Origin of the sequence: uncultured Jannaschia sp. (assembly GCF_947494025.1) — a bacterium.
In the GTDB taxonomy this organism is placed as follows: Bacteria; Pseudomonadota; Alphaproteobacteria; order Rhodobacterales; family Rhodobacteraceae; genus Jannaschia.
This window is the reverse complement of the sequence record NZ_CANLTQ010000001.1, coordinates 362,087-383,811: the sequence shown is the minus strand read 5'-3', so window position 1 is coordinate 383,811 and position 21,725 is coordinate 362,087. Positions and strand designations below refer to the sequence as shown.

Sequence of the window (21,725 nt, the reverse complement as noted above, 5' to 3'; positions counted from 1 at the left end):
GGTCTGGACAGCACCTGCCCAGCGGGGCAGGTCGTGTCAACGCGAAGGAGATCCGATGAAACCCGACCCGGACACGCCCTGCCGCATCGGAACCCGTGGCTCCCCGCTGGCGCTCGCGCAGGCGCACGAGACGCGCGACCGGCTCGCCGCCGCGTGGGATCTGCCGGAAGCCGCGTTCGAGATCGTGGCGATCCGCACCACCGGCGACAGGGTGCAGGACCGCGCGTTGCGGGAGATCGGCGGCAAGGGCCTCTTCACCCGCGAGATCGAGGCGGCGCTGCTCGCCGGCGAGATCGACCTTGCCGTGCATTCCATGAAGGACATGCCGACGCTTCAGCCCGAGGGGCTGGTGATCGACACCTACCTGCCGCGGGAGGATCCGCGCGACGCGTTCGTCACCCTCGACGGCCGGGCGATCGCGGATCTCCCCGAGGGCGCGACGGTCGGCTCGTCCTCGCTCCGGCGGCGGGCGCAGCTCGCCCACCGGCGGCCGGACCTGAACCTCGTGGAGTTCCGGGGCAACGTGCAGACGCGGATGGGCAAGCTGCGCGACGGGGTGGCCGACGCGACCTTCCTCGCCATGGCGGGTCTGAACCGGCTCGGCATGGCGGAGGTGCCGCGGGCGCCGATGGACACCGGGGCGATGCTGCCCGCCGTGGCGCAGGGCGCGATCGGGGTGGAGCGGCGGACGGACGACAGCCGCATGGCGGAGATGCTGGCGGCGATCCATGACCATGCGACCGGGCTGCGGCTCGCCTGCGAGCGGGCGTTCCTCGCGACGCTCGACGGCTCCTGCGAGACGCCGATCGCCGGTCTGTCGGACCTCGTCGGCGGCACCATGGCGTTCCGGGGCGAAATCCTGCGGCCCGACGGCTCCGAGGTGCTGACCTGCGCCGGCGAGGCGCCGGTCGAGGACGGCGAGGCGCTCGGCCGCGCGTTGGCGCGCGACCTGCTGGATCGCGCGCCGGTGGGCTTCTTCGACTGGCGGGGCTGAGCCCTAGTTCTTCGGCGATGCGGTCTGCTTCGCCCAGGGCCCGTGCTGCCCGGTCTTGCCGTTTCGATGCTCGAAGCCATGGAGGCCGAAGAAGTCCCGCTGGCCCTGGATCATGTTCGCGGTGCCGCGCGCGGTCCGCATCGCGTCGAAATAGGCCAGCCCGGAGGACAGCGCCGGCGTCGGATGGCCGTGCAGCGCCGCGTCCGCCACGACCCGGCGGAGCGCGCCCTCGTTCTGCCGCAGCAGGTCCGCGAAACGCGGCGTCCACATCAGGTTCCGGTTCGGAGCCTCCGCGAGCGCGGCGGCCATGTCGTCGAGCATGGCCGAGCGGATGATGCAGCCCTCGCGCCAGAGGCGGGCGACCTTCGGCAGATCGACGTCCCAGCCATGCGCCTCGCACGTCGCGGCGATCATCGTGAAGCCCTGCGCGTAGCATAGGATCTTACCCGCGATCAGCGCGCCTTCCAGCGCGTCCTGGTCGAGCGTGTCGAAGGCCCGGGGCGCGGCGCCGAAGATCTTCTCGCCCTCCGTCCGCTCCTCGAGCCGGGCGGAAATGTTGCGCGCGACCACGGCGGCCTCGATGGCGGGGATGGGGGTCAGGAGGTGCTGGCTCTCGATGGCGGTCCAGCGCCCGGTGCCCTTCTGCCCCGCCGCGTCGACGATCACCGACAGGAGCGGCTCGCCGGTGGCCACGTCCTTCGCGCGGGCCACCTTTCCCGTGATCTCGACGAGGTAGGAGGCGAGCGTCCCCTCGTTCCATTCCTCGAAGACGCTGGCGATCTCCTCGGGGCCCATGCCCTGTCCGTCGCGCAGGATGCCGTAGATCTCGGCGATCATCTGCATGTCCGCGTATTCGATGCCGTTATGGACCATCTTGACGAAATGACCGGCCCCTTCCGGCCCGAGCAGGCCGGCACAGGGCTCGCCGTCGTGCTTTGCGGCGATGGCGGTCATGATGTCCTCGACCCGCGCCCAGCACTCGGGATCGCCGCCGCCCATGATCGACGGGCCGTGCCGCGCGCCCTCCTCCCCGCCGGAGACGCCCACGCCGAGGAACGGCCCGTCGCCCGCGCGGCTGCGCCGGTTGGTGTCGTGGAAGTTCGCGTTGCCGCAATCGATGATGAGGTCGTCCGCGTCCAGAAGCGGGCGCAGCGCGGCGATCTGCTGATCCACCGGATCGCCCGCGGGCACCATCAGGATGATCGCGCGGGGCGTCGCGATGGCGGCCACGAACGCCTCGAGGCTTTCGGCGGGTGTGAATCGGGGCGCGAGGTCGCCCGCCTCGGCCGCGAAGTCGCGCGTCACCTCCGTCGTGCGGTTGAACACCGCGATGTCGAAGCCCTTTTCGGCGATGTTGGAGGCGAGCGCCGCGCCCATCGTGCCGAGGCCGATCAGGCCGATCCGTGCTGTTGCATCCATTCTGTTTCCCCCTCGCAATGCCGTGTCGGACGGCGCGTGCGTCGGTGCGGGGTCGGGAACCCCGCCGCCCGGCCACGCCTCGATACGCGAACGGGCGGCCCCGGCGGGGCCGCCCGTTCCGTCTGCAGTCGGGCCCGGATCAGAGGACGAAGCTGACGATGGCAACGACCACGACCACGACGCCGATGATGTAGAAGATAGAGTTCATTGCGGTTTGCTCCTTGTGCGGACGGGACCGGTCCGCGATCCCGTGGTGCGACATCAACGCGGTCGCGCCGATCACGTTCCCGAGACCGTCGCGCGCCGTGCCGCGCGGATGCGCGGTTGCAATGCGGGCGTCCTGCGCGGAGGCTGGGGTCGCTGAGGGAGGATGGCCTATGTTCGACGTGACCATCGCCGGCGCGCTCGCCGCCGGGCTTCTGTCTTTCCTGTCGCCCTGCATCCTGCCGATGGTGCCGTTCTATCTGTCCTACCTCGCCGGCGGCAGCGTGGAGGCGATCGAGGGGGGCGCGGCGCCGGCGGGCGCGCGGCGCCGCGCCGTGATCGGGGCGCTGGCCTTCGCCGCGGGCGTCGCGACGATCTTCGTGGGGCTCGGCGCGACGGCCACGGCGTTCGGGCAGGTCGTGCGGGACTGGCTGGACGTGCTGCGCTGGATCGCGGTCGCCATCATCCTCGCGATGGGGCTGCACTTTCTGGGCCTCGTCCGGATCGGCCTCCTTTATCGCTCCTTCGGGCAGCGGACGGGCGGCCCCGGATCCGGCGGGGTCGTCGCGGGCTACGTGATCGGCCTCGCCTTCGCCTTCGGCTGGACCCCTTGCGTCGGACCGGTTCTCGCGGCCATCCTGTTCATGGCGGGCGCGCAGGAAAGCGTGCCGCGCGGCATGGTGCTGCTTCTGACCTATGCGGTGGGCATGACGGCCCCCTTCGTGCTGGCGGCGGCCTTTGTCGGGCCGTTCATGCGCTGGATGCGGGGGTTCCGGCGTCACCTGCCGAAGGTGGAGCGGGCCATGGGTGCGGCGCTCGTGGTCTTCGCCGTGCTGATCGCGACGCGATCGATGAACGCGATCGGCAACTGGATGCTGCAATACTGGCCGAATATCGGCTGAGGGGAGGACGTGATGCGGGGATGGATCGGAGCGGCCGTGGCCGTGACTTGCCTGGCCTTCGCGGGCGGGGCCGGCGCGGTGGAGCTGAACTCGGACGGGCTTCATGCGGCGCCCTGGATCGAGGAAACGTTCAAGGATCTGCGCGAGGACTTGGCCGACGCGAACGCGGCCGGGCAGCGGCTGATGGTGATCGTGGAGCAGCGCGGCTGCATCTATTGCGAACGGATGCACGAGGAGGTCTTCGTCGTGCCCGACATCGAGGCGTCGCTCACGGAGGATTACTACGTCGTGCGGCTCGACCTCTACGGCGGGGTGGAGGTAACCGATTTCGACGGCGAGGTGCTGTCCGAGAAGGCGGCGGCGCGCAAATGGGGCCTGAACTTCACGCCGACCATGCTGTTCCTGCCCGAGGCGGTGCCCGAGGGCGCGACCGCCGAAACGGCCGCGGTCGCCACCGTGCCCGGGGCATTCGAGGCGGACACGATGCGGCACATGCTGAGCTGGGTCCTCGCGCATGGCTACGAGGGCGAGGAGAGCTTCCAGGAATACCATTCCCGCCGCCTGCGCGCCGGCGAGTGAGGCCCGCGTCGGGTCGCGATCCCGCCGGCCCCGTTGCAAGCGGGGGGTCCGCACACTACCATCCCCGGGGAAGGGAATGGAGAGGCCCGCGATGAAACGAATCCTGACCGGCATCGTCCTGTCGCTCGTCCTCGGCGGGGTGGCCCCCGCGGCCGAGATCGTGCCGCCCGCGGATGTTCCGTTCGACGAATACGGCTCGGTCGAGACCTCGCTTTCCGGCACGCCCGGCGATCCGGAGAACGGCCGCGCGCTGATGAACAAGGGCGCGGGGAACTGCGTCGCCTGCCACCGCGTTTCCGAACTGGAGGAGCTGGGCTTTCTCGGCACGATCGGTCCGGTGCTCGACGGCGCCGCCGACCGCTGGACGGAGGCCGACCTGCGCGGGATCGTGGCGGATGCGAAACGCATCTTTCCCGAGACGATGATGCCGTCCTTCTACAAGACCGGCGGCTATGTCCGGCCCGGCGACGGGTTCACGGGCGAAGCCGCCGAGGGCGAGCTCGCCCCGCTGCTCACGGCGCAGGAGGTCGAGGATCTGGTGGCCTATCTCATGACGCTCCACGAAAGCTGAGGAGCGAACGCTGATGCGGAGGATCGAGACGATGCATGTGACACGACGCGACAGCCTGGCGCTCGGGCTCGGCGCGGCCGCCCTCGCGGCGCTGCCCCTGCGCGCGCAGACGGCCGATGCGAACATCGAGGCGGCGGTTCTCGACTTCACCGGCGATGCCGAACTGAAGGAGGGGGGCGTGACGCTCACCGCGCCCGAGATCGCGGAGAACGGCAACACGGTGCCGATCAAGGTGGAGGCGCCGGGCGCGAGCGAGATCCTCGTGCTCGCCGCCGGCAACCCGAACCCCGAGGTCGGGCGCTTCGCCTTCGGCCCGCTCGCGGCGAGCCAGTACGCCTCCACCCGCATCCGGCTCGCCCAGACGCAGGACGTCATCGCCATCGCCAAGCTCGGGGACGGCAGCTTCGCGCGTACCTCGCAGGAGGTGAAGGTCACCATCGGCGGCTGCGGCGGCTGAACCCAGAGGAGAGAGACATGGCAGACGGCGTGAAACCCCGCGTCCGCGTCCCCGACGAGGCGAAAGCCGGCGAGGTCATCCAGATCAAGACCCTGATCAGCCACCCGATGGAATCCGGGCAGCGCCGGGACGACGACGGCAACCTGATCCCGCGCTCGATCATCAACCGCTTCACGGTGGAGTTCGAGGGCGAGAGCGTGATCGACGTCGCGATGGAGCCGGCGATCTCGTCGAACCCGTATTTCGAGTTCGAGGCGACGGTCCCGTCGTCGGGCAGCTTCGTCTTCACGTGGTACGACGACGACGGCGACGTCTATACCGAGGAAAAGACGGTCACCGTCGCCTGAGCGCCGCGGGATCGTGGGGAGGACCGAGATGAAGACGCGCATGCTTTCGCTGGCGGGCCTGCTGCTCGCGGGCCCGGCCCTGGCCGACCCGGACGACGACACCCTCGTCATCAACGGCGAGATCGAGATCGTCACCAAGGCGCCGGCCCCCGCGCATCTCGAGGACGTGTTCGACACGATCATTTCCGGCTGGCACTACCGCAACGACGAGACGCAGGCGATCGAGGCCGACGATTTCGAGAATCCCGGCATGCTGGGCGTCGAGGCCGCGCGCGACGACTGGTTCGAGGTGGCGGGCACCGGGGAGGAAAGCTGCGCCTCCTGCCACGGCGAGCCGGAGGAGATGGCCGGCGTGCGCCCCGTCTATCCGAAGTGGAACGAGGATGCGGGCGAGGTCCGCACGCTGGCGATGCAGGTCAACGATTGCCGCACCTCCCGCATGGGCGCGGAGCCCTGGAAATACGCCGGCGACGAGATGACCGACATGGTCGCGCTGATTTCCTCGGTGTCGCGCGGGATGCCGGTGGACGTGGCGATCGACGGACCCGCGCAATCCACGTGGGAGGCGGGCCGCGACATCTACTATACCCGCTACGGGCGGCTGGAGCTGGCCTGCGCGAATTGCCACGAGGACAACAACGGCAGCATGATCCGCGCCGACCACCTGAGCCAGGGGCAGATCAACGGCTTTCCGACCTACCGGCTGAAGAACGCCAAGCTGAACGCGGTGCAGTCGCGCTTCAAGGGCTGCATCCGCGACACCATGGCGGAGACGTTCGAGCCGGGCTCGCCCGAACTTGTTGCGCTGGAGCTCTACGTGGCCTCGCGCGGCAACGGCCTGTCGGTCGAAGGGCCGAGCGTCCGAAACTGAGCCCTTCGCGGCGGGGAGACGCACGATGATCGCACGGCGCGACTTCCTGCAGGCGGCGATGGCGGCCTCCGCCATCTGGGGCGGCGGGGCGAACTGGTCGCGGCTCGCCGCGCAGCAGAGGATGACGCAGGACGACCTTCTGGCCTTCGGGACCACGGGCAACGTCACGCTGATTCACGTCACCGACATCCATGCGCAACTCATGCCCGTCTGGTTCCGGGAGCCGGGGGTCAATATCGGCGTGGGCGCCGCCGCGCGAAAGCCCCCACACCTGACGGGCGACGCCTTTTCGCGATACTACGGCATCGAGCCGAACTCGCCCGCCCAATACGCCCTGACATCGGAGGATTTCGTCGCGCTCGCACGCGCCTACGGGCAGATGGGAGGCGCCGACCGGATCGCCACGGTGGTCAAGGCGATCCGCGCCGAACGGCCCGACGCGCTCCTCCTCGACGGCGGCGACACGTGGCAGGGGAGCCTCACCGCGCTGCGGACCGGCGGGGCGGACATGGTGCGTGTGTTCAACGCGCTCGGCACCGACGCGATGACCGGCCACTGGGAGTTCACGCTCGGCCTCGACCGGGTGAACGAGATCATCGGGGGCGAGCTCGACCACCCCTTCCTCGGCGCCAACATCTTCGACGCCGAATGGGACGAGCCCGCCTACGAGCCCTACACGATGTTCGAGCGCGGCGGCGTGCCGGTCGCCGTGATCGGGCAGGCCTTCCCCTACACGCCGATCGCCAACCCGGACTGGCTGTTCCCGGGGCTGAGCTTCGGCGTGCGCGAGGAACGCATGGCCGAGGTGGTGCGGCAGGCCCGGGCGGCCGGCGCGCAGGCGGTGATCCTGCTCAGCCACAATGGCTTCGACGTGGACCGCAAGATGGCGGCGAACGTGCCGGGCATCGACGTGATCCTGAGCGGGCACACCCACGACGCGCTGCCGGAGCCGGTCGTGGTCGGGCGCACGCATGTGATCGCGTCCGGCAGCCACGGCAAGTTCGTGAGCCGCGTCGACCTCGATGTGCGTGACGGGGAGGTGCGGGCCGTCGCGCACAAGCTGATCCCCGTCTTCTCCGACGTGATCGCGCCCGATCCGGACATGGCCGCCCTCGTCGCGGCGGAGCGGGCGCCCTTCGCGGAGGAGCTCGGGGAGGTGATCGGCCGCACCGGGTCGCTCCTCTACCGGCGCGGCAACTTCAACGGCACCTGGGACGACCTGATCTGCCGGGCGCTTCTGGAGGAACGCGAGGCCGATATCGCCCTGTCCCCCGGCTTCCGCTGGGGCGCGAGCCTCCTGCCGGACGAGGACATCACCCGCGAGGACATCTTCAACGTCACCGCGATGACCTATCCCGAAGCGTATCGCACGCAGATGACGGGCCAGCAGCTCCATGCGATCCTCGAGGACGTGGCCGACAACCTGTTCCACCCCGACCCCTACTACCAGCAGGGGGGCGACATGGTGCGGGTCGGCGGCATGGGCTACCGCATCGACATCGCCGCCGCCCCGGGTCGCCGGATCAGCGAGATGACGCTCCTGTCGACGGGCGCGGCGATCGCGCCGTCCGCGACCTACAACGTGGCCGGCTGGGCCAGCGTGAACGAAGGGGTGGAGGGGCCGCCGATCTGGGACGTGGTGGAGCGCTACGTCGCGCGCACGGGCACGGTTTCGGCGGATGCGAGCGACGTCGTGCAGGTCGTCGCGCCCTGATCCCGGCAGGCGCGCGGCCAAGCCGGAGCGCCGTCGGGCCGAACCCCCGGATGCCGCGTTTTTTTTCCGGGGCATGCCGGACGATCCATTCCGGATCGCGGCAACCGATCCGCCGCTTCGGTCCCGGGAAAAGGATGGTGGCGGTGCAGGGACTTGAACCCCGGACACGCGGATTATGATTCCGCTGCTCTAACCAACTGAGCTACACCGCCACTGGCGCGCGGGATACGGTTCGCGGCGGGGGGCGTCAAGAGCCGACGGCACGGCTTTTCAACCCCGCCCCCGCGTGACACATCCGGGGCACGGGAGGCTTCGCATGAAAGACGAACGACAGACCGCGCTCGACGAGCTGCGGGAGGAACTGGGCGAACGGCATGTCCTGACCGGCGGGGAGGTCGAGCGCTTCGGGCGGGACTGGACGGGCAAGTGGCACGCGGCGCCGGTCGCGGTCGTGCGCCCCGCCGACACCGACGAGGTCGTGCGCGTCGTCCGCATCGCCGCGCGCCACGACCTCGCCATCGTGCCGGTCGGCGGGAATACCGGACTGGTCGGCGGCACCTCGAACGAGGGGGCGCTGATGGTCTCGCTCGAACGTCTGACGGAAATCGCCGTCAACCCGGACACCGCGACCATGCAGGTCGGGGCCGGCGTCGTCCTGTCGGACATCCACGACCGCGCCGCCCACCACGATCTCATCTTTCCGCTGACCTTCGGGGCGCGCGGCTCCGCGCGGGTGGGCGGCTTCCTGGCGACCAATGCCGGCGGCTCCAACGTCGTGCGCTACGGCGCGACGCGCGGCCTCGTGCTGGGGCTGGAGGTCGTGCTGGCGGACGGGCGCGTGCTCGACCTGATGAGCCATCTCCGCAAGGACAATACCGGCTACGACCTGCGCGACCTCTTTATCGGCGCGGAAGGCACGCTGGGCATCATCACCGCGGCGGTGCTGCGCCTCGCGCCGCGACCCCGCCATCACGCCGCCGCGCTGGTCGCCGTGCGCGACCTGCCGGCCGCGCTGGCGCTTCTTCGCCGCCTGCAGGCCGCCACCGACGGCGCGGTGGAAGCGTTCGAATACATGCCCCGCGCCTACATGGCCGCCCTGTCCGAGCATCGGCCCGATCTGCGGCAGCCCTTCGCGATCCACGACCACACCGTGATGATCGACCTCGGCGGTCTGTCGCGGCCTCTGGACGAGGCGCTGGAGGACGCGCTGACCGAGGCGGTCGAGGCGGGGCACGTCCTCGACGCGATGATCGCGCAGAACGAGGCGCAGCGCGCGCATGTCTGGGCGATGCGCGAAGCGGCGGCCGAGATCACCTTCACGCGCCTGCCGATCGTCGACAGCGACGTGGCCCTGCCGCTCGACGCGGTGGCGCGTTTTATCCCCGAGATGGAGGCGCGGCTCGCGCGGCTCGACGACGGGGCCGATCACCTGATCGTCGCCCATCTGGGCGACGGGAACGTTCACCTGACGATCTATCCGACGCGGGACGAGCCGGGCCATCTCGACGCGATCCGGGAGATGGTGGAGGACGTGACCGTTGAGATGCGCGGCTCGATCAGCGCCGAGCACGGGATCGGCCTGTCGAAGCTCGCCACCCTTTCGCGCCGCAAGAATCCGGTCGCGCTCGACGTGATGCGGGCGATCAAGGCGGCGCTCGACCCGGAACACCGGATGAACCCCGGCAAGGTCATCCCGTCGAAGCCGTGACGCGGCCGCGCCGGCGGGCGGGCGCCGCCCGGAACGAGGGCACTTGGCGCGCCCCCGCACCGTGCTATTCTGATCCCGAGGTTGCCGTGTGAGGGCTGGCGCATGACCGAATTCTTCCTCCTCTCCGCCCTCGGCTTCGCCCTGTTCGTCGCCGTGAAGTTCCTGACGTTCCGTCCCGCCGAGGAGGAGCCGTCGGACGAGGCGCAGCCGCGCTAGCCGCCGAGGTGCCGCCCGCCCCGCGCGCGGGCCAGCGCGACCTGCCGCATCCGTTCGCGGAAACGGGCCTTGTCCCCGGCATCGAATGTATCGACGCAACGCTGGCAGGACACCCCGGCCTCGTAGTCGGGATGCTCCGTTTCCGCGGGCGACAGGGGGCGCCGGCAGGCATGGCAGAGGACATGCTCCCCCGTTCGCAGCCCGTGCCCGACGCTGACCCGGTCGTCGAAGACGAAGCAGCCACCGCGCCAAAGGCTCTCCGCCTCCGGCACCGTGTCGAGGTAGTTCAGGATGCCGCCGTCCAGATGCACCACGTCCGCCACCCCGTCCGCCCGCAGGAACGCGGTGGCCTTCTCGCAGCGGATGCCGCCGGTGCAGAACATCGCGACGCGTTTGCCGGCATGGGCGTCGCGATTGGCCGCCCACCATCCGGGGAACGCGCCGAACGTCTCCGTCCCGGGATCGACGGCGCCCCGGAAGCTGCCGATGGCGACCTCGTAGGCGTTCCGCGTGTCGATCACGACCGTGTCCGGATCGGCGATCACCGCGTTCCAGTCCCCGGGGGCGACCTTTCGGCCCACCGTCGCGGGGTCGAGGCCGGGCTGCCCCATCGTCACGATCTCCCGCTTGAGCCGGACGCGCATCTTTCCGAAGGGCGGCGTCGCGGTCTCGCTGAACCGCGGGGCGAGGTCGGCGCAGCCGGGCAGGGCGCGCAGATGCGACAGCACGGCCGCCACCCCCCCGGCGGATCCGGCGATCGTCCCGTTGAGGCCCTCCGGCGCCAGCAGCAGCGTCCCCGTCACGCCTACGGCCGCGCAGACCTCCGCGAGCGGACCGCGCAGCGCGGCCGGCTCGGCGACCGGCGTGAAGCGGTACAAGGCGGCGACGGTGAACATGCCCGGCGAATAGGCGATTGCCCCCCGCGCCTCAACCGATAGGCTCGCGGCCAAGGAGGTCCGCCATGACCCATGCCCTCATCGTGATCGACGTCCAGCTCGGCTTCTGCCCGGGCGGCAACCTCGCCGTGCCGGACGGCGACGCGGTGGTGCCGGGGATCAACGCGCTGATGCCGGACGTCCCGCATGTGATCCTGACGCAGGACTGGCACCCCGCCGGCCATTCCTCCTTCGCCGCCTCGCACGAGGGCCGTGCGCCCTACGACGTGATCGACATGCCCTACGGCCCGCAGGTCCTCTGGCCCGACCATTGCATCCAGGGCAGCGCGGACGCCGCCTTCCACCCGGATCTCGACGCCGCCCGCGCCCGCGCCATCGTCCGCAAGGGCATGAACCCCGCCATCGACAGCTATTCCGCCTTCTTCGAGAACGACCGGGAGACGCCGACCGGGCTCGACGGCCTGCTCCGCAGCCTCGGCGTCACCGACCTGACGCTGGTCGGTCTCGCCCACGACTTCTGCGTCAACTTCTCCGCCGTCGACGCCGCGCGGCTGGGCTACGCCGTCACCGTGCGCGAGGATCTGACCCGCGCCATCGACCTCGACGGCTCCCGCGAGGCCGCGCGGGCCGGCATGCGGGCGGCGGGCGTCACGCTCGCCTGACCCCGCCGGGGCGGAACGCGCTTCCCCTTGCGCCCCCGCCTTGCTTTAAGCCGGGACGCAGGGGCCGGAGGATCACATGCAGGACATCGCCACGCGCGTCTGGAACCACAAATGGAAGATCGACCCGATCGTCCGCTCGCTGATCGACACCGACTTCTACAAGCTGCTGATGTGCCAGTCCGTGTTCCGCAACCACCCGGACACGCAGGTCACCTTCTCGCTCATCAACCGCTCCGATCACGTCCCCCTCGCGCGCCTCATCGACGAGGGGGAGCTGCGGGAGCAGCTCGACCACGTCCGCTCCCTGTCGCTGGCGCGGGGCGAATCCACCTGGCTGCGCGGCAACACCTTCTACGGCAAGCGCCAGATGTTCCGCCCCGACTTCATGGAATGGTTCGAGAACCTGGCGCTCCCGCCCTACGACCTGCGGCGCGTGGGCGACCAGTACACGCTCACCTTCGAGGGCGCCTGGCCCGAGGTCATGCTGTGGGAGATCCCGGCCCTCGCCATCCTCATGGAGCTCCGCTCCCGCGCCACGCTCGCCGATATGGGCCGGTTCGAGCTGCAGGTCCTCTACGCCCGCGCCATGACCCGCGTCTGGGAGAAGGTGGAGCGGCTGCGCAACCTCCCCGACCTCCGCCTCGCCGATTTCGGCACCCGCCGGCGCCATTCCTTCCTCTGGCAGGACTGGTGCGTGCAGGCCCTGCGGGAGGGGCTGGGGAAGAACTTCGCCGGCACCTCCAACTGCCTCATCGCCAAGAACCGCGATCTGGAGGCGATCGGCACCAACGCGCACGAGCTGCCGATGGTCTATTCCGCGCTGGCCGACGGCGACGCCGCGCTCGCCCGCGCGCCCTACGACGTGCTGGCCGACTGGCACGAGGAACACGAGGGCAACCTGCGCATCATCCTGCCCGACACCTACGGCACGCCCGGCTTCCTCGCCCGCGCGCCCGACTGGCTGGCGGGCTGGACCGGCATCCGCATCGATTCCGGCGACCCGGCCGAGGGGGCGGAGGCCGCCATCGCCTGGTGGGAGAGCCGGGGCGAGGACCCCGCGACCAAGCTCATCATCTTCTCCGACGGCCTCGACGTGGAACTCATCGAGACCCTCCACACCCGCTTCCGCGGCCGCGTCCGCCTGAGCTTCGGCTGGGGCACGCTCCTCACCAACGACTTCCGAGGACTGGCGCCGGAGGACGGGCTGGCCCCGTTCTCGCTGGTCTGCAAGGCGGTGGCGGCGGAGGGTCGGCCGACGGTGAAGCTGTCGGACAATCCCCGCAAGGCGATGGGGCCGGAGCGGGAGGTGGCGCGCTACAAGCGGGTGTTCGGGGTGGGGGCGCAGGAGGCTTTGGAGGTGGTGGTTTAGGGATTGACATAGAAAGTCGTTTTCTTAGTGTCGAGATATAAGTTTTATAAATTTTGACGATTGTTCAAAATTTTTTGTTTGGAGATTTTCTTGTGTCGGATTTGATTGTGCAGCGTTCGTCAACAACCCGGAACCTATTCGGGTCGGTGGTTTTGGAGCTTGACGGGACGTCATCGAATTCCGCTTCAATTACGGCTCGTGCCTTTCCGGAGGAAGTTACAGGAGGCGATTTATATGACGGGGTCGAGGTCGTCACTTTCGCCCCGGGTCAGAATCGGGCCGAGATTTCGATACGGGGTTACGAAGGTGAAGATGCCCCCGTCATCATCAGCTATTCGAATCCGGAAGGTGTAAGGCTTCCAACGGGTGTCGAAGTTCTGCGGCAAGTTCATTGGATTACCGAATCCTACCGTTATTACAATTCCGATAGTATTGCCGTTTTCGTTTCCGATTACAGGGAAAAGGATCGGGATTTTGGGGGCGAGATAAACGTAAGCCTGTCATACCCACAGACCGAAGAGGTCGTCGTCGAATACAACGTAACGTACGATACGGCATCACGTAACGACATAACTATCCAAGAATCGGGATTTATTACGTTTCTTCCTGGGCAAACCGACCTGGCGATCCCGTTTGAAATCATCGGAGATCAGCGGGACGAGTCGACGGAGAAATTCTTCGTCTCGATTGGGCTGCCCGACGGTTTGACTAGCAATAGCGAAAACATGGTTTTTACAGAGGTCTACATCTCAGACGATGATGGCGGCAGCGGCGGTGGATCAGGAGGGCTGAGACCGACACGCGGAAACGATGAACTCGTTGGCGGAAGAGGTGCCGACCAAATCCGAGGGCTTCAGGGGAACGATCAGATCTCGGGGCGGAAAGGCAACGATGAACTCCAGGGCAATGGCGGCCGAGATCGGCTGAAAGGCAATGCGGGGAACGACAGCCTCGACGGTGGAAAAGGGGACGACATTCTCTTGGGTCAGAGTGGAAACGACGATCTTATTGGCTGGCGGGGGAATGACAAACTTATCGGCGGAAAGGGCGATGACGTTATCACTGATCAAGCCGGACGTAACGTCCTGAAGGGCGGTTCGGGCGATGATTTCGTTTCGGGCGGGACCGACCGCGACATTCTCTGGGGTGGAAGTGGTCAAGACGAATTTTTCTTCCTCGACTCCTTCGGTAGGGATGATGTCCGCGATTTTAGGCCAGTCGACACCTTGGCGTTTCACTCGGATCTATGGCGCGGCGATCTGAACGCTCGTCAAGTTGTGCGTAGGTTTGGAGACGAGCGGAATGATGATTTCGTATTTCGTTTCGGAGATGGCGAGGAACTCGTCATCAAAGACTTTGGATCTGTAAATGGTCTAATTAGTAGTATAGAGATTATAGATCTATAGCGCGGGTAGGACGTCTGGGATCGCTGCTGACACTATCGTCAGAAGTCGGGGTGTTGAACCTACCATCCCTTCAACACATGCCACACGTCCATCCACTCACGTAGCACGCGGATCACCACCATCATTCGCGCCGCTTCGTTTCGGATGAACACCACGTGTCGCTCAACGAGGGTCCATCGCAGCAAACGTAGGGCGGGTTAAAATTTCCGCTGTGATCATTCTTCGAATCGCTCGATTATGCTGGGCATCACCTACCCCACAGTTCCCTCGGTCCTTTTGGCGCTTTTGTCTCGCCTAGCGACGACGAGCTCCGTCCCCCGCCAATCGTGCCGCAACGCCCGCAGCCGCTCCGCTTCCAGCGTCTCCTCCGTGATGCGATAGGGCACGTAAGCCTCAAGGTTCAGCCCGCCCTTCTGCGTCACCACCAGCGACGGCAACGCAGCCGGGGCCCCGGCCGCCGCGAGCCCGTCGAGAAGCCACGTCAGGTATCGCCCCATCCCGCGCTCGATCACGTCCGACCCGCCATCGGCCACCAATCGCCGCCGGAGTTCGCCATAGGTCAGCAGCGCCTCCCGCCGCCGCCCGTCCTGAACCTCGGCCACATGCGCGACCAGCGCCGCGCCCATCCGCGCCGCGATGGCGCTCCGCACTTCGATCCGCATCATTCCTCCACCTCGCCCCGGAGCGCCTTCACCTCGCCCCGCCGCTTCTTCGCCTCCACCCGCTTGCGCTTCTGGTTGGCCGAAACGCGCGTCTTCACCCGCCGCTTCGGCGCCACGCTCGCCGCCCGCAGGAGCGCCGCGAGCCGGTCGCGGGCGATCTCGCGGTTGCGGGTCTGGGAGCGTTCCTCGGAGACCTGGATCACCACCGCCCCGTCCTTGGTCCAGCGCCGCCCGGCCAGCCGCCGCAGCCGCGCCTTGACCGGGCCGGGCAGGGCCGGGGACCGCTCCGCCTCGAAGCGCAGCTCCACCGCCGAGGACACCTTGTTGACGTTCTGCCCGCCCGGCCCGGAGGCGCGCACGAACTGCTCCGTCATCTCCCAGTCCTGGATCTCGATCTGCGGGGTCACGTGAAGCGGCACGGGCGGGGCGAAGTCCTCGGACGGGGGGCAGGGGCGGGGGCGTGTGGCACAGCCATAACACAGCCGTAACACAGCCGTAACACGCCCCGAACACGGGGGAAAAAGGGGGGGGTCGGGGGTCCGGCAGGCGCCCGTCGGGGCGCGGATCGGGGGGGGCCGAAAACGAAAGAAGGCCGCTCCTCGACACGGGAGCGGCCTTCCGAAAGTTCAGGAGGCGGGGTCGGTTAGGTCATTGACCCGCCACGGAAAAAAGTGCCGAGGGGCTGCCCTAGACACGGCCCTCCGAAGTTGTCCCGACCGCATTCTCCACCATCTTTCTAGACACTGGATCACCTCCTTTCGCTGGGTTGCCGATAGGCCGGACCTTGCCATAGATCTCGTACCGGTCAACCCCCCTCATACCACCCGTCGCCGAAACGTCATCGTGACCACACGGAACGGCACCAGCGCCACCAGCGCCACCGCGAGCTTCACCGTCCAGTCCGCCAGCGCCAGCGCCACCCAGAGCGGGCCGAACGCCGTTCCTTCCTGCGCCCATGCCACGTCGCCCCAGCTTGCGGGGAAGGCCAGGAAGCCGGCGAAGGCGATCGAGAAGAACAGCGCCGTATCCACCATGGAGCCGATGAGCGAGGAAGCGAGCGGCGCCACGAACCAGGGCCGGTCGCGGAGGCGCGAGAACACGCCGAGGTCGATGAACTGCGCCGCGAGGAACGCCGTCGCCGAGGCGAGCGCGATGCGCAGGGTCACGAGCGGGCCGAACTCGCCCACGATCTGCGTGCCGACCAGCGAGCAAAGGAGGCCGGTCGCAAAACCCGCGAGCACCACTTTCCGCGCCGCCGCTGGCCCCTGGAGGCGGTTGGTCAGATCGGTGACGAGAAAGGCCAGCGGATAGCTGAACGCCCCCCAGGTGAGCCACCCGTCGGCGATCAGGAACTGCACGCCGATATTGGAAGCGACGACGATAAGGGCCATCGCGGCGATGGCGGGGAGGAGAGACATTCCGGATACCCGTTTTGACATGGTGGTCGGAGACATGGCCCCGCAGGGCGACCCGCCTATTAGTCCGCCCCGGACCGGCGCGCAAGCCCGGCGGTCGAGAACGCCTCTGGAATCGCGTCGTGCCCGTCGAGGATCAGGTTGGCCATCGCCTCCGCGATTTTCGGCGCCATCCCGAAGCCGATCTTGAAACCACCGTTGGCAACGAAGTGCCCCGGCCGCCCGGGCCAGGCTCCGAGGAGCGGCGCGCGCGACCGGGCACGTGGACGGATGCCGGCCCAGCGTCGCAGGACAGGCGCGTCCGCGAGTTCCGGCACCGCCGCGCGGGCGCGGGCAAGGAGGGCGTCGAGCTGATCGTCCGTATCGGTGCCGTCGAAGTCGCGCTCGGTGGTGGAGCCGATCGCCGTAGTTCCGTCGGCATGGGGGACGACGTGGAGCCCGTCCACGAAGAGCTGCGGCCGATCCCGGCGATCGAGGTCGAGGAGGGCGGCCTGTCCCTTCACGCCAACCCCGCCGGACCGACCCTGCGAGTCGGAAAGCGCCGCGAGGCCCCGCCACCCGGTCGCATGCAGCACCGTGCCGCCCGCCGCACCTTCGCGGGCGATCTCCGCGCCTCGTTCGCGCAGCGCCCGGGCAAGCGCGTCGCAGGCGCGGGCGGGATGGATGCGGGCGGAGAGCGTGTCGCGGATCACCCGGAGCGTGCCGGGGGACCAGCTGTCCGGCGCGGGTTCGATCCGCCACGTGGCGGCCCCGCGCCAAAGGGCGCGTGCGCCCTCGGCCCGCTCCGCCGCGAGCGCCTCCGCCGCCGCGTCGGGGATCGGCTGGAGCCGTCCGGCGCGCGCGTAGCCCGGATCGCCGCCGCCCGCCGCCGCGACATCGGCCCACCAGGTTTCGGCCATGAGGAGGCTGTCGAGCTGGAACGCCTTTTTCGCGTTCCACTGCTCGGGCACATGGGGCGCGAGAGCGCCGACGATGCCACCGGACGCGCCGGCGGCGATGCCGTTCGGGTCGATCACCCGCACTCGCGCGCCCCGTCTGACCATCGCCCAGGCGCAGGACAGGCCGAAGATGCCGGCCCCGAGGATCGTCGCGTCGATTGCCAAAGCCGGTCCTTCGCGTCATGCCGTCGGTTCGATCGCATGCGGGATAGGGCAGGGAATGCGCGACGGAAACCCATCGCCGGAGATCGACTGGCGCGACGGCACGCCGGTCGCCCGGCGCTTCGACGATCCGTATTTTTCTCTGGCCGACGGGGTCGCGGAGACGCAGCACGTCTTTCTCGCGGGCAACGGACTGCCGGCGCGCCTCCACGACGGGTTCCACATCGCGGAGCTCGGCTTCGGGACGGGCCTCAACGCGCTCGTCCTGTCGCGGGACTGGACCGGACCTGGACGGCTGCGCTTCACCTCTTTCGAGGCTTGGCCGATGGCGCGGGACGACATGGCCCGGGCGCTCGCAGCGTTCCCCGGGCTCGACGCGACCGCGCTGCTCGATCAGTGGCCGGCGCGCCGCATCGCGCTTTCCGGCATGGACGTGGAGATCGTCGAGGGGGACGCGCGGCAGACGCTCGCCGGATGGGACGGCCGCGCCGACGCCTGGTTCCTCGACGGCTTCTCGCCCGCGCGGAACCCCGAAATGTGGGAGACGGCGTTGATGGCGGAGGTCGCTCGCCATACCGCGCCGGGCGGCACCTTCGCGACCTATACGGCGGCGGGGCATGTCCGCGCGTCGCTCGCCCGGGCCGGATTCGCGGTGGAGCGCTGCGCGGGCTCCGGGCGCAAGCGCCACATGACGCGGGGCGTCCTGCCCACCTGACGGCTCACTCGTTGCGGCTCGACCGGACGCCGTGCCGCGCCAGATCCCCGTAGCCTCCCTTGAGCCAGTCCGGAAGCGGGACGCGATCGACCTCCCCGGTCATGCGCGCGTGGTAGGGCAGCAGGCTTTCGGAGACGCGCATGATGTAGTTCCGGGTCTCCGAGAACGGCACGTCCTCGATCCAGTCGACGACATCGACGCTGGGCAGCCCCGGATGGCCCATCTCGAGCGACCAGAGCCGCGCGCGCGACGGCCCGGCATTGTAGGCGGCCGGCACGAGGATCGGCGAATGCCCGAACTCGACCTCCAGCTCGCCGAGATAGGCCGTGCCGAGGCGCGCGTTGTAGTCCGGCTCCCGCGTCAGGGCGGCCGGCCGGTAGGGCAGGCCGACGAGCCCCGCCATCTCCCGCGCCGTGCCGGGCATGAGCTGCATCAGCCCGGCCGCGCCGGCATGGGACACGACGACCGGGTCGAACTCGCTTTCCCGGCGCGCGATGGAAAGCGCGAGCTCGGGCGCGACGGGGCTGTCCATCGCGGCGAGTTCGGTGACGGGGAAGTAGCCGCGATGCAGCTCGTGCCCGGCCTGCGCCGCGCGCTTGGCGATCAGGAGCGCGACATGCGGGTCCTCCAGCTCGTCGAGCGCGACGTCGATCAGGGTGCCGATCTCCTCGCGCTGCAGGCCTTCGGCCAGATGGGTCAGGAACCGCTCCGCGAGGTTCTGTTCCCCCATCCCGCCGAGAAGGCGGGCGGCGGCGAGAACGGAGCTGTCGGCGAAGGAGGTCTCGTCGAGCGGCGGAAAGGTTTCTGTCCCGGCAAGCCGCGGATCGGCTGGAAGGTTGCCCCGTGCGGCGGCGAGCTGCCCGTAGAAGCTGGTCTGGTATCGCGCGCCGGCGGCATAGGCGGTCCCGGCACCCGCAAGATCGCCGGATGCCTCCAGCGCGCGGCCAAGCCAGTAGCCGGCCCGTCCCTTCGAGATCGGCGAGGCGACGCTCGCATCGAAGGTCCGGAAATGCGCGGCCGCGACCTCGGGCCGGTCCAGAAAGCGCAGCGCGATGTAGCCGGCCAGCCATTCGTTGCCGGCAACCTCCTCCCCGCCCTCCCGCAGGTGGTTCCGCGCGGCGATGCGGTAGGCGTCCGCGTGGTGGCCGTCCTGCATCTGGCCGCGGGCGAGCCGCTCCCGGTGGTCCCCCCACGCAGCGGGGTTTCCGAGCGTGTCCGCGCTCTCGTCGTAGGCGAAGAGCAGCTCCAGCGCATCTTCGGTGCGCCCCTTGTCCAGCCGCCAGCGGAACCGCTCGTAGGCCAGACCGGGATGGTCGCGGTATCCGTCGGGCACGGCGGCGATCAGTGTGTCGACGTTTCCCGCGCCGATCCGAAGCGCGATCCGCGCGCGGGCCAGCGCCGCTTCGGGCCCCGAAACGCGCCGCAACGTCCGCTCCGCCGCGTCGGTCTCCCCCGCCCAGAGAAGCGCGTCGAGCCGCGCCGCGTCGAAGGGGCGGAGCAGCTCGCCGAAAAGCTCGAGAAAGCCCGCCTCCGTGGATGCGGTCATCGGCAGGCCGAGCCAGGCCTCGACCGCGACCACCTCGGCCTCCGCCGGCAGGTCCAGCGCGCGAAGCGCCACGGCGAGGAGCAGCGCGCCCTTGCCGGTCTGCGGGGGGTCGGCGGCGAAGAAGGCGGCGATGCGGTCCGGCTCCGTGGTCACGGGAATGTCGAGTTCCACCCGCGCGCGCAGGAGATCCAGCCCGGGCCAGTCGCCGTTTCGGGCGAGGAACGCCTCGCCCTCGGCGAAGCCGCCCCGCCGCAGGCGCAGCAGGTGCCAGTGCAGGACGTCGCGCGCGACCGGATCGACGATCTCGGACAGGGTGGCGCGGGCCTCGTCCAGCTGGCCGTCGCGCAACGCGGACAAGCCGCGACCGAGCGCGGGATCGGCAGCGGCCGGCAGGGACAGCAGAAGGGCGGCGAGGGGGGCGAGAAAAAATCTGATCATGTCGAGTATCCGCATAGCGCGATTTTCGCCGCCGCGCGACCGACCACAGGAGGAATTTCGCAAGAATGCTTCGCCTTGCCGCGCCGGCAGGCCACGGATAGGAACGGCGCGACGATTTCCCCGCAGGAGGACGACGCGATGTTCAAAGGCTCGATGCCTGCCCTGGTGACGCCGTTCAAGGCCGGCGAGGTGGATTTCGCGACGCTCGACGCGCTGGTCGACTGGCAGATCGCCGAGGGGTCGCACGGGCTTGTCCCCGTCGGCACGACCGGCGAAAGCCCGACCCTCACCCATGCGGAGCACGAGGCCGTCATCGCCGCCGTGGTCAAGCGCGCCGCGGGCCGGATCCCGGTGATCGCCGGCGCCGGGTCGAACAACACCGTCGAGGCGCAGCGCTTCGTCGAGTACGCCCGCAAGGTCGGGGCGGACGCGGCGCTGGTCGTGACGCCCTATTACAACAAGCCGACGCAGGCCGGCCTCGTCAGGCATTTCGCCGCGCTGGCGGAGGTCGGGCTGCCGATCGTCATCTACAACATCCCCGGCCGGTCCGCGGTCGACATGAACCCCGTCACCATGGGCGAGCTCGCGAAGCTGCCCAACATCGTGGGCGTGAAGGACGCGACCGGCGATCTCGCGCGGGTCAGCGCGCAGCGCATCACCTGCGGGCCCGACTTCGTGCAGCTTTCGGGCGAGGACGCGACGGCGCACGGCTTCAACGCGCAGGGCGGGGTCGGCTGCATCTCGGTCACGGCCAACGTCGCGCCGCGCCTCTGCGCGGAGCTTCAGCAGGCCTGCCTCGACGGCAACTATGCCCGGGCGCTCGAGATCCAGGACCGGCTCATGCCGCTGCATCAGTCGATCTTCGCGGAGCCGGGCGTGGTCGGCGCGAAGGCCGCCCTCTCCATGCTGGACCGCTGCTCGGACGAGGTGCGCCTTCCGATCGCGCCGATCACCGACGGCACGCGCGCCCTGATCGAGGCGGCGATGCGCCACGCCGACCTCCTGAGTTGAACCGCGGCCGGTGGACAGCGCCGGCCCGGATGCCTAACTGCTCCCCATGGCCAAGGATACCAAGGACAAGAACTACAAGGTGATCGCCGAGAACCGGCGAGCACGGTACGATTACGCCATCGAGGACGATCTCGAATGCGGGATCATGCTCGAAGGGTCCGAGGTGAAGTCCCTCCGGCAGGGCGGCAGCAACATCGCCGAAAGCTACGCCGAGGTGAAGGACGGCGAGTTGTGGCTGGTGAACGGCTACATCGCCCCCTACGCGCAGGCCAAGACCTTCGGCCACGAGGAGCGGCGGCGGCGCAAGCTCCTGGCGTCGAAGCGGGAATTGTCGCGGCTTTGGAACGCGAGCGCGCGGGAGGGCTACACGATCGTCCCGCTGGTGATGTATTTCAACCACCGCGGGATGGTGAAGCTCAAGGTCGGCGTCGGCAAGGGCAAGAAGGTCCACGACAAGCGCGAGGCCGCGGCCAAGCGCGACTGGCAACGCCAGAAGTCGCGGCTTCTGAAGGAGCACGGCTGA

The 21,725-nt window shown here is 69.1% G+C and carries 23 protein-coding genes and 1 tRNA gene; 15 read left to right on the top strand and 9 right to left on the bottom strand.

Going from position 1 to position 21,725, the window contains the following annotated elements:
• Window positions 1-55 precede the first annotated feature (55 nt).
• Entirely contained in the window at window positions 56-994 is a 939-nt protein-coding gene (gene hemC / locus Q1B08_RS01930) for a hydroxymethylbilane synthase (RefSeq protein WP_299813877.1), read from the top strand.
• Between the two features lie 3 nt (window positions 995-997).
• Here hemC and gndA read toward each other — a convergent pair whose 3' ends face one another.
• Both gndA and Q1B08_RS01920 read right to left on the bottom strand, forming a co-directional pair.
• The gene (gene gndA, locus Q1B08_RS01925) at window positions 998-2,413 is read right to left on the bottom strand and encodes an NADP-dependent phosphogluconate dehydrogenase (protein WP_299813874.1); all 1,416 of its coding nucleotides are present in this window, start codon (window positions 2,411-2,413) and stop codon (window positions 998-1,000) included.
• A 139-nt stretch (window positions 2,414-2,552) separates the two neighbouring features.
• Entirely contained in the window at window positions 2,553-2,696 is a 144-nt protein-coding gene (locus Q1B08_RS01920; protein ID WP_299813871.1) for a hypothetical protein, read from the bottom strand.
• A gap of 94 nt (window positions 2,697-2,790) precedes the next feature.
• Here Q1B08_RS01920 and Q1B08_RS01915 point away from each other — a divergent pair, with 94 nt between their 5' ends.
• From Q1B08_RS01915 to soxB, 7 genes are all read left to right on the top strand, one after another.
• On the top strand, window positions 2,791-3,519 hold the full coding sequence (locus tag Q1B08_RS01915; RefSeq protein WP_299813868.1) for a cytochrome c biogenesis protein CcdA: 729 nt from the start codon (window positions 2,791-2,793) through the stop codon (window positions 3,517-3,519).
• 12 nt (window positions 3,520-3,531) lie between these two features.
• Window positions 3,532-4,098, top strand: coding sequence for a thioredoxin family protein (locus Q1B08_RS01910; RefSeq protein WP_299813865.1), 567 nt, complete (start codon window positions 3,532-3,534; stop codon window positions 4,096-4,098).
• A 91-nt stretch (window positions 4,099-4,189) separates the two neighbouring features.
• Window positions 4,190-4,669: a sulfur oxidation c-type cytochrome SoxX gene (gene soxX, locus Q1B08_RS01905; protein ID WP_299813862.1), complete on the top strand. Its 480-nt coding sequence runs from the start codon at window positions 4,190-4,192 to the stop codon at window positions 4,667-4,669.
• 31 nt (window positions 4,670-4,700) lie between these two features.
• Window positions 4,701-5,126 (top strand): thiosulfate oxidation carrier protein SoxY, encoded by a 426-nt coding sequence (soxY, locus tag Q1B08_RS01900; protein WP_299814879.1) that lies wholly within the window; start codon window positions 4,701-4,703, stop codon window positions 5,124-5,126.
• 17 nt (window positions 5,127-5,143) lie between these two features.
• The gene (soxZ, locus tag Q1B08_RS01895; RefSeq protein ID WP_299813859.1) at window positions 5,144-5,473 is read left to right on the top strand and encodes a thiosulfate oxidation carrier complex protein SoxZ; all 330 of its coding nucleotides are present in this window, start codon (window positions 5,144-5,146) and stop codon (window positions 5,471-5,473) included.
• Window positions 5,474-5,501: 28 nt separating this feature from the next.
• Window positions 5,502-6,344 (top strand): sulfur oxidation c-type cytochrome SoxA, encoded by an 843-nt coding sequence (soxA, locus tag Q1B08_RS01890; RefSeq protein ID WP_299813856.1) that lies wholly within the window; start codon window positions 5,502-5,504, stop codon window positions 6,342-6,344.
• Between the two features lie 25 nt (window positions 6,345-6,369).
• Complete coding sequence (gene soxB, locus Q1B08_RS01885) at window positions 6,370-8,058, top strand: thiosulfohydrolase SoxB (RefSeq protein ID WP_299813853.1); 1,689 nt, start codon at window positions 6,370-6,372, stop codon at window positions 8,056-8,058.
• Between the two features lie 135 nt (window positions 8,059-8,193).
• Here the strand turns inward: soxB and Q1B08_RS01880 are convergent.
• Window positions 8,194-8,270 (bottom strand) — tRNA-Met (locus Q1B08_RS01880).
• A 104-nt stretch (window positions 8,271-8,374) separates the two neighbouring features.
• Between Q1B08_RS01880 and Q1B08_RS01875 the strand changes: the two genes are divergently transcribed.
• Window positions 8,375-9,766 carry an FAD-binding oxidoreductase gene (locus tag Q1B08_RS01875; RefSeq protein ID WP_299813850.1) on the top strand — a complete coding sequence of 464 codons (1,392 nt, stop codon included), beginning with the start codon at window positions 8,375-8,377 and terminating at the stop codon, window positions 9,764-9,766.
• A 212-nt stretch (window positions 9,767-9,978) separates the two neighbouring features.
• On the opposite strand, the gene Q1B08_RS01870 is transcribed toward Q1B08_RS01875, so the two are convergent.
• Complete coding sequence (locus tag Q1B08_RS01870; protein WP_299814876.1) at window positions 9,979-10,878, bottom strand: rhodanese-related sulfurtransferase; 900 nt, start codon at window positions 10,876-10,878, stop codon at window positions 9,979-9,981.
• A 65-nt stretch (window positions 10,879-10,943) separates the two neighbouring features.
• Between Q1B08_RS01870 and pncA the strand changes: the two genes are divergently transcribed.
• The 3 genes from pncA to Q1B08_RS01855 all read left to right on the top strand — a co-directional run bounded on the left by pncA (window position 10,944) and on the right by Q1B08_RS01855 (window position 14,315).
• Entirely contained in the window at window positions 10,944-11,540 is a 597-nt protein-coding gene (pncA, locus tag Q1B08_RS01865; protein WP_299813847.1) for a bifunctional nicotinamidase/pyrazinamidase, read from the top strand.
• A gap of 76 nt (window positions 11,541-11,616) precedes the next feature.
• The gene (pncB, locus tag Q1B08_RS01860; protein ID WP_299813841.1) at window positions 11,617-12,909 is read left to right on the top strand and encodes a nicotinate phosphoribosyltransferase; all 1,293 of its coding nucleotides are present in this window, start codon (window positions 11,617-11,619) and stop codon (window positions 12,907-12,909) included.
• Between the two features lie 92 nt (window positions 12,910-13,001).
• Window positions 13,002-14,315 (top strand): Calx-beta domain-containing protein, encoded by a 1,314-nt coding sequence (locus Q1B08_RS01855; RefSeq protein WP_299813838.1) that lies wholly within the window; start codon window positions 13,002-13,004, stop codon window positions 14,313-14,315.
• Window positions 14,316-14,566: 251 nt separating this feature from the next.
• Here the strand turns inward: Q1B08_RS01855 and Q1B08_RS01850 are convergent, their stop codons facing one another.
• The 4 genes from Q1B08_RS01850 to Q1B08_RS01835 form a co-directional block, all read right to left on the bottom strand.
• On the bottom strand, window positions 14,567-14,980 hold the full coding sequence (locus tag Q1B08_RS01850) for a hypothetical protein (protein ID WP_299813836.1): 414 nt from the start codon (window positions 14,978-14,980) through the stop codon (window positions 14,567-14,569).
• Entirely contained in the window at window positions 14,977-15,396 is a 420-nt protein-coding gene (arfB, locus tag Q1B08_RS01845; RefSeq protein ID WP_299813833.1) for an alternative ribosome rescue aminoacyl-tRNA hydrolase ArfB, read from the bottom strand. The genes Q1B08_RS01850 and arfB overlap by 4 nt, the downstream gene beginning before the upstream one ends.
• Window positions 15,397-15,792: 396 nt before the next feature.
• Window positions 15,793-16,395, bottom strand: coding sequence for a queuosine precursor transporter (locus Q1B08_RS01840; protein WP_299813830.1), 603 nt, complete (start codon window positions 16,393-16,395; stop codon window positions 15,793-15,795).
• Window positions 16,396-16,454: 59 nt separating this feature from the next.
• Complete coding sequence (locus Q1B08_RS01835; RefSeq protein ID WP_299814873.1) at window positions 16,455-17,489, bottom strand: FAD-binding oxidoreductase; 1,035 nt, start codon at window positions 17,487-17,489, stop codon at window positions 16,455-16,457.
• A 61-nt stretch (window positions 17,490-17,550) separates the two neighbouring features.
• Between Q1B08_RS01835 and mnmD the strand changes: the two genes are divergently transcribed.
• Window positions 17,551-18,207 (top strand): tRNA (5-methylaminomethyl-2-thiouridine)(34)-methyltransferase MnmD, encoded by a 657-nt coding sequence (mnmD, locus tag Q1B08_RS01830; RefSeq protein WP_299813827.1) that lies wholly within the window; start codon window positions 17,551-17,553, stop codon window positions 18,205-18,207.
• 4 nt (window positions 18,208-18,211) lie between these two features.
• Here mnmD and Q1B08_RS01825 read toward each other — a convergent pair whose 3' ends face one another.
• Window positions 18,212-20,191, bottom strand: a complete 1,980-nt coding sequence (locus tag Q1B08_RS01825) for a lytic transglycosylase domain-containing protein (RefSeq protein ID WP_299813825.1) — start codon at window positions 20,189-20,191, stop codon at window positions 18,212-18,214.
• A gap of 138 nt (window positions 20,192-20,329) precedes the next feature.
• Between Q1B08_RS01825 and dapA the strand changes: the two genes are divergently transcribed.
• The gene (dapA, locus tag Q1B08_RS01820; RefSeq protein ID WP_299813822.1) at window positions 20,330-21,202 is read left to right on the top strand and encodes a 4-hydroxy-tetrahydrodipicolinate synthase; all 873 of its coding nucleotides are present in this window, start codon (window positions 20,330-20,332) and stop codon (window positions 21,200-21,202) included.
• A 46-nt stretch (window positions 21,203-21,248) separates the two neighbouring features.
• Window positions 21,249-21,725 carry an SsrA-binding protein SmpB gene (gene smpB / locus Q1B08_RS01815; protein WP_299813819.1) on the top strand — a complete coding sequence of 159 codons (477 nt, stop codon included), beginning with the start codon at window positions 21,249-21,251 and terminating at the stop codon, window positions 21,723-21,725.

Bases quoted from the DNA above. Each gene is read 5' to 3' on its own strand.
- hemC (WP_299813877.1), top strand. From the start codon at position 56: ATGAAACCCGACCCGGACACGCCCTGCCGCATCGGAACCCGTGGCTCC.
- gndA (WP_299813874.1), bottom strand. From the start codon at position 2,413: ATGGATGCAACAGCACGGATCGGCCTGATCGGCCTCGGCACGATGGGC.
- Q1B08_RS01915 (WP_299813868.1), top strand. From the start codon at position 2,791: ATGTTCGACGTGACCATCGCCGGCGCGCTCGCCGCCGGGCTTCTGTCT.
- Q1B08_RS01910 (WP_299813865.1), top strand. From the start codon at position 3,532: ATGCGGGGATGGATCGGAGCGGCCGTGGCCGTGACTTGCCTGGCCTTC.
- soxX (WP_299813862.1), top strand. From the start codon at position 4,190: ATGAAACGAATCCTGACCGGCATCGTCCTGTCGCTCGTCCTCGGCGGG.
- soxY (WP_299814879.1), top strand. From the start codon at position 4,701: ATGCATGTGACACGACGCGACAGCCTGGCGCTCGGGCTCGGCGCGGCC.
- soxZ (WP_299813859.1), top strand. From the start codon at position 5,144: ATGGCAGACGGCGTGAAACCCCGCGTCCGCGTCCCCGACGAGGCGAAA.
- soxA (WP_299813856.1), top strand. From the start codon at position 5,502: ATGAAGACGCGCATGCTTTCGCTGGCGGGCCTGCTGCTCGCGGGCCCG.
- soxB (WP_299813853.1), top strand. From the start codon at position 6,370: ATGATCGCACGGCGCGACTTCCTGCAGGCGGCGATGGCGGCCTCCGCC.
- Q1B08_RS01875 (WP_299813850.1), top strand. From the start codon at position 8,375: ATGAAAGACGAACGACAGACCGCGCTCGACGAGCTGCGGGAGGAACTG.
- Q1B08_RS01870 (WP_299814876.1), bottom strand. From the start codon at position 10,878: ATGTTCACCGTCGCCGCCTTGTACCGCTTCACGCCGGTCGCCGAGCCG.
- pncA (WP_299813847.1), top strand. From the start codon at position 10,944: ATGACCCATGCCCTCATCGTGATCGACGTCCAGCTCGGCTTCTGCCCG.
- pncB (WP_299813841.1), top strand. From the start codon at position 11,617: ATGCAGGACATCGCCACGCGCGTCTGGAACCACAAATGGAAGATCGAC.
- Q1B08_RS01850 (WP_299813836.1), bottom strand. From the start codon at position 14,980: ATGATGCGGATCGAAGTGCGGAGCGCCATCGCGGCGCGGATGGGCGCG.
- Q1B08_RS01840 (WP_299813830.1), bottom strand. From the start codon at position 16,395: ATGTCTCTCCTCCCCGCCATCGCCGCGATGGCCCTTATCGTCGTCGCT.
- mnmD (WP_299813827.1), top strand. From the start codon at position 17,551: ATGCGCGACGGAAACCCATCGCCGGAGATCGACTGGCGCGACGGCACG.
- Q1B08_RS01825 (WP_299813825.1), bottom strand. From the start codon at position 20,191: ATGATCAGATTTTTTCTCGCCCCCCTCGCCGCCCTTCTGCTGTCCCTG.
- dapA (WP_299813822.1), top strand. From the start codon at position 20,330: ATGTTCAAAGGCTCGATGCCTGCCCTGGTGACGCCGTTCAAGGCCGGC.
- smpB (WP_299813819.1), top strand. From the start codon at position 21,249: ATGGCCAAGGATACCAAGGACAAGAACTACAAGGTGATCGCCGAGAAC.